A 13,726-nucleotide genomic window follows, 5' to 3' on the forward strand; every position below is an offset into this window, starting at 1 on the left:
CAACTGCACCTCCTCTACCGGTGACTTTCAAATATCATGTGCACGCAAAGACTGAGACTCTCGCTACTCGTTCTACAGCTATTCATTTTGGCCATCGGACTTGTTGACAGGAAAGTCAGCGCGTCCTCGGATCACTATTGGCTCTTCACGTCGTTTCGCGATAGCGGCGACGGCCTGCATTTGGCCTACAGCGACGACGCCCGGCAGTGGGTGGAGATTCCCGGCGTTCGGCTCAAGCCGACCGTCGGCAGCAAGTTGATGCGTGATCCTCACATTGTTCGTGGTCCAGATAACTTGTTCCACATGGTCTGGACGACCGGCTGGCACGATAAAGGCATTGGCTACGCCACGTCGCGCGACCTGGTGAACTGGTCCGAGCAACGGTTCTTACCTTTGATGCAGCACGAAGCCGATTGCCGGACCTGCTGGGCACCCGAGGCCTTTTACGACGATCGCAGCGATCAGTTCATCGTCATGTGGTCTTCGGACATTCCTTCGGCATCGGGCGAGTCCAATCCCCAGGGCGGCTACCATCGGGCTTACTACGTCACCACCAAGGATTTCAACGAGTTTTCCAAGCCGCAGATGTTGTTCGACCCCGGTTTTAACAACATCGATACCACGATGCTGATGGTAGACGGCAAGTACCGCATCGTATTCAAAGAAACCGACGATCAGCCCGCCGGCATTTGGGGGCGGATTTGTGGAGCAGAGGCAGACAGTCCGACGGGTCCTTTCCGGTTGCTCGACGAGCCGATCATTGCCGACGAGCGTGTCGAAGGGCCAGCGCTAGTCGAGGTCGACGGAAAGACGTTGCTTTACGTCGACTACTACGCCAACCACCGCTACGGCTGCCTCGAAACCGCCGACTGGCGGACGTGGCGGAACATCAGCCGCGAAACCCATCCCGTTGATGGGCAGCGGCACGGTAGTATCCTGCAGGTGTCGCTCGACGAGCTGCAGGCGATCGACCCCGACGCCGGCCGCCAAGCACCCGCTGCCGCGCTGCCGGGAGTCAACGCCGATCCGCACGTGGCGTTCTTTGGCGACCGCTGCTATCTGTATCCCACGACCGATGGCACTGAAGGATGGCGTTCCACTTCCTTCCAGGCGTGGTCGTCCGACGATTTAGTCCACTGGCGCAACGAGGGCGTGATCCTCGACTTGCCGCGGGACTTGAAGTGGGCCGAACTGCACGCTTGGGCGCCCGCCATCGCCACCAAGAACGGCAAGTACTATTACTACTACAGCGCCAACAAAAACATTGGCGTCGCCGTGGCGGACCAACCCGAAGGACCGTTCCGCGACCCGCTCGGCCGCCCGTTAATGTCGGCACGCGACTACCGTGGCATGCAGTGCATCGATCCGATGGTGTTCGTGGACGACGACGGAAAGGCCTACCTGTACTGGGGGCAGGGTCGCTGCAAGGTGGTGCCGCTGGCTGACGATATGATCTCGTTCGATCCGTCCGAAGTCCGCGACATTACGCCACCGGGATACAACGAAGGCCCGTTCGTGCACAAACGCGGTGGTGTGTACTACCTCAGTTGGTCGGAGTTCGATACTCGCGACCCGCGCTACTCCGTTTGCTACGGGACATCGAAATCGCCCCTGGGACCTTTCGCCAAGGCGGCGGTCAATCCCATCCTCAAGCAGAAAGGCGTGGTTCGCGGGGCGGGGCATCACTCCATCGGCAAAGTGCCTGGTCGCGACCAGTGGGTGATCGCCTACCATCGGTTCCGTATACCAGGCGGGGACGGCTACAACCGCGAAACGTGCCTCTCGCCACTTCGCTTCAATGCCGACGGGACTATCCAGCAGGTCGACGTGTTCGAATCGGTGCCAGCCACCGACCTGAAGGCTACCGAAGCGGAGTCCGAAGAATCGGCTGCGATCGAGCTAGAAATCGACCTTACCCAAGATGGCAAGCCGATAAGCGATCACTTGTTCGGCATATTCTTCGAAGACCTCAACTACGCAGCCGATGGCGGTCTGTACGCCGAGATGGTGGAGAATCGTTCGTTCGAGTATTCGGCTGCCGACAAGCCCGGCTGGCATTCGCTCACCAACTGGAAACTGGTGCAGCAGGATGGCGGCAAGGGTTCCGTAATTGTGGAGATGAATCAGCCGCTACACCCCAACAACCCTAAGTACGCCGTGCTGGGTGTGAATAATTCAGACGGCCGAGTGGGCCTCGAGAACAGCGGTTTTGGCGGCATCACTGTCGAAGCCGGCAATAAGTACAACGTGAGCTTGTTCGCTCGCCAGGTGGCGGGCGATGCTGGACCGATCGTTGCCCGGCTTGTCGACAGCAACGGAGAGGCGATCGCGGAAGTCGACCTGGGGACTCCCGATGGAAGTTGGCGGCCGCTCGAGGGTGTGCTCGAACCGAGCCAAAGCGACGCCAAGGCTCGATTGGTGATCTCATCGCGGTGCCTCGGCAGGGTGGCGCTCGATATGATCTCGCTATTTCCACAAGACACCTTCCGCGGCCGCAAGAATGGTCTGCGGAAAGACCTGGCGCAAGCGATTGCGGACCTCGAACCCAAGTTCGTGCGTTTTCCGGGCGGCTGCCTGGTGCATGGCGATGGACTCGACAACATGTACCGCTGGCAGGATAGCATTGGTCCGGTTCACGAGCGGAAGGGGCAACGCAACATCTGGCGATATCATCAATCGCTGGGGCTTGGTTACTACGAGTATTTTCAGTTCTGCGAGGACATTAACGCCATTCCGGTGCCGGTGGTACCGGCAGGTGTTTGTTGCCAGCATTCCGGCGCGCGGGCTACCGGCCGGTGGGATCAGGGCCAGCGTGGCATCCCGCTGGAGGATATGCCCGCCTACATTCAGGAGGTGCTCGACCTGATTGAGTACGCCAATGGGCCAGCCGACTCCGAGTGGGGAAGCAAACGAGCGGCCGCCGGCCACCCCGAGCCCTTCCATTTGAAGTATTTGGGGATCGGCAACGAAGACCTCATTACCCCGGAATTTGTCGAACGCTTTCGCATGATCTACGAGGCGGTTACTGCGGCCCATCCGGAGATTGAGGTGATTGGCACCGTCGGTCCTTTCCCCGACGGCGAGGACTACGACAAAGGCTGGCGGCTGGCTCGCGATCTGCATTTGGAGATGGTCGACGAGCATTACTACAAGCCGCCGCAGTGGTTTCTGGACAACTTGAGCCGGTACGACGACTATTCCCGCGACGAAGCGGCCGTGTATCTGGGCGAGTATGCGGCCCATGAACGCAATCGAGAGTCCACTTTGCGAACGGCCTTGGCCGAGGCGGCCTATATGACGCATTTGGAGCGAAATGGAGACATCGTCACGATGGCGTCTTATGCCCCATTACTCGGCAAAATAGGCAACACTCAGTGGAATCCGAACCTGATCTATTTCACCAACACCGAAGTGTCGCCGACGATCAACTACTTTGTCCAACAAATGTTCGCGACCAATAGCGGAGACCGGTTTCTGAATGTAGAATGCGAGTTACCTGTTTCGGTAATTCGCCAGAGTGAGTCTGGCGACCTAATCCTTAAACTCGTGAACCCGGGCCCGGCGGAGCCAACGGTTTCCGTGCATCTCGTCGGGGCGTCCCCTATATCGCAGAAAGTCTCCTGCACAACACTTGCGGGTGATCCTGCACAAGTGAATCGGCATGGCGAAACTCAGCAGCTTCGCCCCGTTACCACTGAAATAGAAGTGGGAACCAATTTTGACTATACCCTGCCCGCTTTTAGTCTCACGGTGCTGCGGGTTTCGACAGACTAGGCGAATTCATCCAGCGACTTACTCATGCTCGACGAATTGAAACAAGCGGTCTGCCAAGCCAATCTCGACCTGGTGTCGCACGGCTTGGTCATTCTCACCTGGGGCAATGTAAGTGGCTTGAGCGAAGATCGCGAACTGATGGCTATCAAGCCCAGTGGTGTTGCGTATCCGCAGCTTCGTCCGGAGCATATTGTGATCGTCAGCATCGCCACTGGCGAGGTCGTGGAAGGCGACTTGAAACCTTCCAGCGACACGCCGACGCACCGACTTCTATATCAGAGCTTCGCAGGCATTGGCGGCATCACTCACACGCATAGTGTGAACGCTACGTCGTGGGCGCAAGCCCGCCGGGCGATTCCTTGCTTCGGCACGACGCATGCCGACCATTTTTATGGCGAGCTTCCAGTGACTCGACCGCTGACCCAGCAAGAAATCGAAGAAGCCTACGAAGTGAACACGGGCCATGTAATCGTCGAGACCTTTGCCCAACTCGATCCGAGCGCCGTGCCCGGTGTGTTGGTGGCCAATCATGCTCCTTTCTCATGGGGGAAGGATGCTGCCAAGAGCGTAGAGAATGCCGTGGCGATTGAGGCCGTGGCCGAGATGGCCTGGAAGACCTTGGCCATCAATCCGAATGCTCCCGCTGTGGATCAGTTCCTACTCGACAAACACTACTTTCGCAAACATGGCGCCGGGGCCTATTATGGCCAGTCCGGCGACGATCACTAAGTAATTGGGGTGCGACGATCATGCCAAACGTTCTTCCTTCTCTCGATACGCTCGAAGCCTGGTTCATCACTGGAAGCCAGCATCTCTACGGCCCCGAGGCGCTCGCCAAGGTGGCCGAACATTCCCAGCAAGTCGCCACGGCCCTCGGCGAAGATCCGCAGGTTCCCGTCCGTGTGGTATTCAAGCCAGTGCTCACACGGCCCGAAGAAGTCCGCCAACTAATCGACGAGGCAAACGCCGCGCCGAATTGCATCGGCCTGATCGCCTGGATGCACACCTTCTCGCCGGCCAAGATGTGGATCGCTGGCCTGTCGAATCTGAACAAGCCGTTGCTGCACCTGCATACTCAGTTCAATCGCGACCTGCCGTGGCAGACGATTGATATGGACTTCATGAACCTGAACCAGTCGGCCCACGGGGGGCGGGAGTTCGGCTTCATGTGCAGTCGACTACGCCTGCCGCGGAAGGTGGTTGTAGGCCACTGGGAAGACAGCCAGGTGCGGAGCGAGATTGGTGTCTGGACCCGGGCCGCCGCGGCGAACCACGATATGAGATCCGCCCGGATTGCGCGGATCGGCGACAACATGCGGGAAGTAGCCGTGACGGAAGGAGACAAGGTTGCCGCACAGATGACCTTTGGATACTCCGTAAATGGATACGGTTTGGGCGACGTTGTTGCCTTCATGGATGAGGTGAGCGATGCCGAAGTCGACAAGCTCTGCACCGAATACGACGAGTCGTACGTCATGGCCGACTCGCTGAAACCCAGCGGCGGGCAGCGACAATCGCTCAAGGACGCTGCTCGCATCGAACTGGGGTTACGGGCGTTTCTCGAGTCGGAAGGCTTTGTCGGCTACACCGATACCTTCGAGAACTTGCATGGCATGAAGCAACTGCCAGGCATTGCCTCGCAGCGGTTGATGGCCGATGGCTATGGGTTTGGTGCCGAAGGCGACTGGAAAGGGGCCGCCCTGGTGCGGGCGTCGAAGGTCATGGCCGCGGGACTGCCCGGCGGCACCTCGTTTATGGAAGACTACACCTATCACCTATCGCCCGACGGAGCGCAGGTGCTGGGGGCGCATATGCTGGAGATCTGTCCGACGATCGCTGCCGACCGCCCGAAGTGCGAGATCCATCCGTTGGGCATCGGCGGCAAGGAAGACCCCGTTCGGCTGGTGTTCGATGTGCCAGCCGGACCGGCGGTGAATGCCGCGGTCGTAGATATGGGAAACCGGTTCCGCATGGTGTTGAACGAAGTAGATGTCGTCAGCCCGCCAGACCCCATGAGCAATTTGCCCGTGGCGCGCGCACTTTGGTCGCCCCAGCCCGACCTGAAAACAGCTGCCGCTGCATGGATCTACGCCGGTGGTTCGCACCACCCCGTGTTCAGCCAGGCCCTCAGCACGGAACACTATGAAGACCTTGCTGAAATGACGGGCATCGAACTGGTGGTTATCGACGCCGATACAAGGCTTCGCGATTTGAAGAATCAATTGCTGCTTGGAGACTTTCGGCAGGGCTGACCCGTCCCAAAGCTCCCCTTTTCCCGCTCCGTCACTCTATTCATCGGATACATAAACAGATGGAAACTGTCGATTGGCTCGTTGTCGGAGGATATTTCGCACTTCTTGCTGGCTTGGCATGGTGGGTAATTCGTCAAAGCAAGGATACCTCGGCTGATTATTTTTTGGCCGGACATAGCCTCGGCTGGTTTATTGTGGGAGCGTCGATCTTCGCTTCGAACATCGGCTCGGAGCACCTCGTTGGTTTGGCCGGTTCTGGCGCCACCGATGGTGTGGCAATGGCCCATTATGAGCTTCACGCCTGGTGTCTGCTAATCTTGGCGTGGGTGCTGGTGCCATTCTACGCTCGCAGCCAGGTGTTCACGATGCCGCAGTTTCTCGAACGGCGGTTCTCGCCCGCATCACGCTACACGCTGAGCGTCATCTCGTTGGTGGCTTATATCGTGACCAAGATCGCCGTTGGCATCTTCGCCGGTGGCATCGTCTTTAGTGTGTTGCTTCCCGAACTCTCTTTTGCAGGGCTCAACAGTTTCTGGATCGGATCCATTCTGGTTCTCATTGTCACCGGCCTCTACACGGTGCTCGGTGGTTTTCGCGCCGTCGCCTACACGGAGACGCTGCAAACGATCATTTTAATCATCGGGTCGGCCCTGGTTACCTATTTTGGTTTAAAGTACATCGGCGGCTGGGGAGAACTTAAGGCGACCATCGGCTCGGAGATGTTCAACCTATGGAAACCTCTTACGGCTGAGGGAGTACCGTTTGAATGGGCGCCAGTGGAGGAGGTGAATGAGAGCGGTGAGATGGTGCGTCAGGCGTGGTACTTCAATACCAACTACCCCTGGCTCGGCATGCTGTTTTGCGCTCCGATCATCGGCCTGTGGTACTGGTGTACCGACCAGTACATCGTGCAGCGTGCCTTGGGTGCCGAAAACGAGACCCAAGCCCGCCGCGGCAGTATCTTCGCCGCGCTGCTGAAGTTGTTGCCTGTCTTTATCTTCATTGTGCCTGGCATGATCTGTTTTGGGTTGATCATGAAATCTCAGTCCGGAGGACTGGAGGGCGTCGATTTTTCCGAGATGCTGCACGAAGACGGAACCATCAAAGAGTCGGGTAAAGCATTTCCACTCATGGTCAAGAATGTGCTGCCCGCCGGTGTGCGTGGGTTAGTGGTTGCAGGTCTGCTATCAGCGCTGATGAGCTCGCTGGCCGGCGTGTTTAATGCCTGCAGTACGCTGTTCACGATCGATCTCTACAAGAAGTTTGCCCCCGAGGCCAGCGAGCGGCGGCTGGTACAGGTAGGACGGTGGGCCACGGTGTCTATGGTCTTGATTGGCATGGCATGGATCCCAGTGATCCAAGGTTCGAAAGGTCTGTACGATTACCTGCAAAGCGTGCAGGGATATCTTGCTCCCCCCATCTTTGTCGTGTTCTTCCTCGGTATCGCCTGGAAGCGACTTAACGCGCAAGGGTGTCTTGCTGCCTTGTTGGTGGGTTTTGCTATGGGGATCTTTCGACTGGCCGTCGATACGCCGCCTAAGATCTATGAGAACTTTGCCTATACGGAAGGATCCTTCTTTTGGATCGTCAACAAGATTTACTTCCAGTACTTCAGCCTGCTTATCACAGTGGTCAGTGCGATTGTGATGATCGGCGTGAGCTATTTGACGCGCGAGCCCGACTATTCCCGATTCCAGGGTCTTACCTATGGCGTGGTTTCCGAAGAGGAGAAGCGTGTCACCCGTGAAAGCTGGGGCGGTGTCGATGTCGGCATGTCCGTCTTGGTGCTAGCGCTGATTCTGGGAGCCTACCTGTATTTTCAAGGTTGATCACGGTGTCGCGATCATACGCGCAATTGGATCGAAATACGCGCACCTTTGCTTGTGAAGTTAGTTTCTACCCCCAATCGAGGCGAGAATTATGGCACGCACCACACCTGCCAATGTGATCTGTTGCATCGCAGCTCTTTTTGCGATGGCCCTTGCGCCCAATGCGACGCGCGGCGCTGAGGTCAAGGTAAACATCCACGTCGATCAACCCACCGTGAAACTGAGTCCGGTGCTTTACGGGTTGTTCTTCGAGGACATTAACTACGCCGCCGATGGAGGACTGTACGCCGAGTTGGTGCAGAACCGCTCGTTCGAGTACTACCCGGTGGAAGGCTGGGCGGGAAACAGCCGAAAGCTGCATCCGCTGTACGCTTGGCAAAAGGTCGAACGTGACGGCGGACAGGTGCAACTTGATGTGAGCAACGAGTCGCCGCTGAACGAAAACAATACCAAGTACGTCATCCTGAAGCTGGACGGAAACGGAGTTGCCGGAATCAAGAACTCTGGATTCGGCGGTATTGTCGTCGAGAAGGATGCGAAGTACGACTTCTCCGTCTACGCCCGACGATCTGAGGACAACGACAACCCGCTGAAGGTGTCGCTGCAAACCAAGGATGGCAAAGTGTTGGCCTCGGGCAGCGTGCCGAGCACGACCAGCGAGTGGGCCACCTACGACCTGACGTTGACCGCTACAGACAGCGCCGACGATGCCGAGTTGGTACTCACAACGGGTGGCGGTGGTGAGTTGATGCTCGACATGGTCTCGCTGTTTCCGCAAGATACCTTCAAAGGCCACAAGAATGGGTTGCGGAAGGACCTGGCACAGGCACTGGCCGACCTGAAACCTGGCTTCCTGCGCTTTCCAGGTGGCTGTATCGCTCACGGGCACAGCCTGGAGAATACCTACCGCTGGAAGGACACGGTCGGCGACGTTTCCGAGCGTAAGCCGAACTGGAACTTGTGGGGGTATCACCAGACTTATGGCCTGGGCTATTTCGAATACATGCAGTTGTGCGAAGACATCGGCGCCGAACCACTGCCGGTAGTGCCGGTGGGCGTCAGTTGTGGCTTCCGACAACCGTTCCAGGTGGTACCAATGGAAGATCTGCAGGCGTGGATCGACGATGCCCTGGACCTGATCGAATTCGCCAACGGTTCGCCCGATACCAAGTGGGGTGGACTGCGGGCCAAGATGGGGCACCCGGAGCCGTTTGATCTGAAGTACGTCTGCTTGGGCAACGAAGAACACGACACGCCCGAGTGTCGTGAACGGTTCCCCTACTTCGTCGAAGCGATTCGCGAGCGTTACCCTGACATCAAGATCGTTGGGACTTCGGGGCTCGGCCCCGAGATTCCGCTGTTCGATCTGATGACCAAGACCGACGTCTACAGCACGGACGAGCACTACTACATGCCACCGAAGTGGTACCTGGACAACATTCACCGTTTCGACAACTTCGATCGAAGTAAGCCCAAAGTGTTCGTTGGTGAGTACGCGTCCGAAGGCAATACGCAGTTCAACGCCGTGGCCGAGGCGGCCTACTTGACCGGCGTGGAACGCAACGCCGATATCGTTGACATGACGTGCTATGCTCCGTTGTTTGCCAAGTATGGCTCGACGCAGTGGACCAAAGCCGACTTGATCTGGTTCGACAACAAGTCGCTGGTCAAAACGCCCAACTACTACGTGCAGCAGTTATTCAGCACCAGCAAAGGCGACGTGTATCTCGATAATTCGGTCGAGATGACCAATCGGGCAAGTTCCGAGCAGAAGTACGCGGGGCAGGTGGGCATTGGTACCTGGCGCACCGGTATTGAAGTGGAGTCGGCCACGCTGAATGGCAAGCCGCTGGACTTCGAGGACTGGAAAGTGCTTGATGGCGACTTCCGCAATACGGAAGACGGCAACTACGCTCAACTCGACCGCAATCTGGAAGCTGCGGTTAGCGTGGCTCCCCAAAGCACCGATGGTGAGAAAGCGGTGTACGAAGTTCGTGCCCGCAAGACCGGCGGAAGCGAAGGCTTTCTGCTGGTGTTTGGTTATGAGAACGAGGATAGCTACTACTGGTGGAACGTTGGCGGCTGGCGGAACACCGAGCATGCAATCCAACGACCTGCCGGGGGTGCTTCGCAGGACCGTTTGGCCTCCGCCCGAGGCCGAATCGAAACGGGCCGCTGGTATGACCTGCGGGTGGAGTTAGAACCAGGCCGCATTCGCTGCTATATCGATGGCAAGTTGATTCACGACTACCAACCGCTGATACCCGAGGTGCAGGTGTCGCCGACATTGGATCAATCCAGCGGCGAGCTGTTCGTCAAGCTGGTGAATCCAGCGTCGACACCGGTTTCGGCCACCGTCGCACTCGACGGTGCCGGGGAACTCAATCCCCAAGCAACCTTGATCACGCTTGCTGCCCCGGCGGATGCCACCAACTCGCCTGGGAGGTTGATGGTGAAGCCCCAGCAGCAGGAGCTTGCAGCCGAGAACACCATGACCTTTGAGCTACCGCCGACCTCGGTCGAGGTCTTGCGTTTGCAGTTGAAGTAGACGCGTTTTCTGGCGCTCTGCCATAGAAAAGACGCCCAGTGGATTGCTTCCACTGGGCGTCTCATAGCAGGAACGTTCCCTAGTGTTATTCCAGACTGCCCTGCTGGAACGCCACTACTGGAAAGGACCTTGCCTCTTCATTTTGTCTGCTGGAAGGAGCCAGCTGGAACGGGCTACGACTTGCGTTGCGAGCGTCCCATGCAGCATGCTGCAGCCACCGCGGCCAAGCCCATCCAGATGGCTGCGGGCTCGGGTACGGCCGAGATGCCGGCGGCTGCCGGCGGAGCCGACGAGCCAAAGTTGTCCTTCCAGATGGCATAGTCGCTGGCATCGACGATTGCCGGAGTGGGGTCATTCGGCAGTCCAGCGGTCGACCCAAGATTGTTGCGCCACACCGTGTAGTCGGCCAGGTCGACCATGCCATCGTCGTTGAAGTCGCCCAACAGAATGTCTGGAAACTCTCCCGTGTATACGACGCGGGCGTCGAAGTAGCGACCGTCCGCGTCGGTCCAGGTGAAGGTCAGGTCTTCGACGCCGAACAGTTCGTTGAGACCTGTACCCAACGACAGGCCGGTTTCGCCGACAGAGATCGTGCTGTTGGTGTTGAAGTTGACGAAGTCGCCATCGATCAGGCGGTTTTCATTGGAACCACCGCCTATCGACCAGTTCGAGAATCCGGCTTCGTCTCCCAGGCCATCGAAGCCTTCGACATCAAGCGCCCCGGAGGGACTATTGATCTCATAGGAGGTCATGTCGATTGGAATGGCGCCGCTTAGGTTGTTCATCAACGTCAATTCGCCAGTGGCGCGATCGACTTCGAGTACCAGGTCCGTGGGACCATCCAGAAAACGGAACTCGTGGCCGCCGGGACGATTTACCGCCGATACAGTGGCTGATAGCTCCGAAAGCGTCATCCCGATGGCAACGTACTGACCGCTATGTTCCCCACCCAGCGTGTACGGGTAGAGCGTGCTCGTGACCAGGCGATTGTCCGTGGGCGAGATATTGACGGTAGCTTCGGGTTCTCCGGCAGGAATCTCGCTGTTAGTTTCACCGAACGGAGTATCAGAGAACCAGAAGTCGAATTTGCCGACACGGTCAGCACCATAGTTGGCCCCCGAACGTTGGGCGTACACAAACCAGTCGGTGGTGATCGACGAACCATAGTCCAGGAACACATAGACCGGCGCCGACAGTGGATCGGCCTGATCAATCAAGCTGCGGAAGTCGTACAGGTCCTGGGTAATCTCGTCGTAGTTGGTGTTGAACAACTCGTTGTTGATGTTCAGCAGGTCGAGGGCAGTGTCGTCGAACAGCGCCAGGGCGGCGGTTTGATCCGATTCGGCCGCTTGGCCTTCCGGTTCGGTGATCGTTACCGGTTGATTGGGCGCGACGATGGAGAACGTCTGAGCTTCAGTCACGTTCGCTGAGCCAGCGATGGCGAACACAGCCAGTAGCGCAGCCACCGCACCGCGGCGAGCGCGCCGCACGACGATACCGGCTACTGCACCCAGAGACAACAACACGACGGTCGAAGGTTCTGGAACCTGGGTTCCAAACAACGCCCCCGCGCCGCCAGCGAATTCGACGAACAGGTTGTAGTCGGTGATGTCGCTGTCGAAGTCGCCGTCCAGGTCGCCACCGAGATAGCGAGTCACTTCCGAGTCGACTCCACGTTCAAACTGCGAACCGTAGACCTCCATGAACATTTCAAAGTCCTCGATGTCCACCGAGCCATTACCCGAGTAATCGCCAATCGGCACTTCCGCTCCATCGTAGTCGACACGCTGTGAGATGATCGTAGTGCCATCGGCGGCGTACAGGTTGAAGGTCAGATCCTCAAAGGCCGTGGGGATGATGGGCAAGATAGTGCCCAGGCTGAGGGGCGTTCCCGGAGTGATCTCCAGGCCGTCGCCGGTTCCACCCTCGATGAGGCTTTCGGCGAGCATGCCAGGTTCGGCAGCCGTCTCGGCCCAGGTGTCGTTGGTATCGGCGCCCGTCGAAGCAATCGAAGTCCAGTTGTCCGCAGCCAGCACGCCGAACGTTTCCGACGTAATCTCGTAGCTACCGAAAGAGAGCGCGGTAGAGGTCTCGATTGCGACTTCGCCCGTCTGACGGTTGATCTTCAGAACGGCGGGGTCGGTTGTATTCAGCGTCAGGCCAGCGATTTGCATCGAATTAGCGTTGGCGCTGTCTTTCAGTGTGGGGAAGACGATCTTGTACGAAGAGTAGGCGGTGTTGTTGTTGATGTCGATCGTATCGCTGTAAGCGCCACGAGCATCGCCCAGCGACAGGTCGCCGGCATCGAGTTGAGTCCACGACTCGTCCGTGCCCTGAGTGTGGCCAATGCTCTGGATGGGATCGTTCGTGCCATAGATGACATAGCTGGCGGGATCACGTGCCGGAGCATCGTTCGCGGTCTGAATGCGGAAGTTGGTCACGACTTGAGGGCCGCTGGCGGGAGTGACAATGACGCCGGAGTTTTCCTTGCCGAAGTTCAGGTACTTGGTGCCGGACGCGGAATCAAGAAGTTGGTTGGGGTTTTCGCCAGCCGGTGTTGCACCTCCGGATCGTCGGTTCGCGATGGCGCGAATATCGGTAGCACCTGTCAGGATGTCGGTGCTGGTACCCGCCGCGTCCACAAAGAACTCGACTTCATCGACTTGCATTACCCAGCCGAACTGCCCTCTAAGAGAGGGGAATTCCATCTTGTAGTGGCGGTAGGAAGTGTTGTTTTCGATGGGAATAATGGGCCCAGCGGTGTTGATGGTTGCGGGGAGCCCGTACTCTCCGTCGAGGGCGAAAGAATCGATCAAAACCCAGTTCTCGTCCATACCGGTACTGTTATCGGCACTGGAGAGCGTCGCCTCGTTTGTACCGAATAGGTGAAAATAGCTGGGAGTGCGCGACGCAAAGTCATTGGCGGTCGTGATGCGGAAACTGCGAACCGTTGTCGAGGTGGTGGCCGGCGAGACGATGAATCCCGATCCATGCCCCGCACCATTCAGGTATTTGGTTCCTAGCGTGTCGTCGATGGCCTGCGCCGGCGATTCTGCTTCAGGGTAGGTGGAGCCGAATCCATCAGTCCAAGGATCAGAATCGATGGGAATGATGAAGTCGCCAGGCGCCAGAATGTTGATGGCGGAGCAGTGCGTACCGAATGACGCTAAGGCTAGCACGAAGGTTGCAAGACAGAGTTGACGTTTCACAGGAGGATCCCTTCTTGATGGTAGGGCGAGCCCGCTGATCGGGCCGCAGGGGCAGCGATCAAAGAAGCATGGAATGATTCAGGTAAGGTCGATTCTGGCGGTAGCTGGTTGGCG

Annotated in this window: 6 protein-coding genes; 5 read left to right on the forward strand and 1 reads right to left on the reverse strand. The window is 58.0% G+C overall.

What is annotated here, in order from left to right:
- Positions 1–36: 36 nt before the first annotated feature.
- The 5 genes from NG895_RS02760 to NG895_RS02780 all read left to right on the forward strand — a co-directional run bounded on the left by NG895_RS02760 (position 37) and on the right by NG895_RS02780 (position 10,403).
- The gene (locus NG895_RS02760; RefSeq protein WP_252850920.1) at positions 37–3,774 is read left to right on the forward strand and encodes a family 43 glycosylhydrolase; all 3,738 of its coding nucleotides are present in this window, start codon (positions 37–39) and stop codon (positions 3,772–3,774) included.
- Between the two features lie 24 nt (positions 3,775–3,798).
- Entirely contained in the window at positions 3,799–4,503 is a 705-nt protein-coding gene (locus NG895_RS02765) for an L-ribulose-5-phosphate 4-epimerase (protein WP_252850921.1), read from the forward strand.
- 20 nt (positions 4,504–4,523) lie between these two features.
- On the forward strand, positions 4,524–6,026 hold the full coding sequence (gene araA, locus NG895_RS02770; protein ID WP_252850922.1) for an L-arabinose isomerase: 1,503 nt from the start codon (positions 4,524–4,526) through the stop codon (positions 6,024–6,026).
- 59 nt (positions 6,027–6,085) lie between these two features.
- Entirely contained in the window at positions 6,086–7,855 is a 1,770-nt protein-coding gene (locus NG895_RS02775) for a sodium:solute symporter (protein WP_252850923.1), read from the forward strand.
- 91 nt (positions 7,856–7,946) lie between these two features.
- A complete protein-coding gene (locus tag NG895_RS02780) occupies positions 7,947–10,403 on the forward strand; it encodes an alpha-L-arabinofuranosidase C-terminal domain-containing protein (protein WP_252850924.1) in 2,457 nt (818 codons plus the stop codon).
- Between the two features lie 173 nt (positions 10,404–10,576).
- On the opposite strand, the gene NG895_RS30525 is transcribed toward NG895_RS02780, so the two are convergent.
- Positions 10,577–13,612, reverse strand: coding sequence for a PEP-CTERM sorting domain-containing protein (locus NG895_RS30525; protein ID WP_252850925.1), 3,036 nt, complete (start codon positions 13,610–13,612; stop codon positions 10,577–10,579).
- Between the last annotated feature and the right edge of the window lie 114 nt (positions 13,613–13,726).

Source organism: Aeoliella straminimaris, assembly GCF_024054565.1.
Lineage (GTDB): Bacteria > Planctomycetota > Planctomycetia > Pirellulales > Lacipirellulaceae > Aeoliella > Aeoliella straminimaris.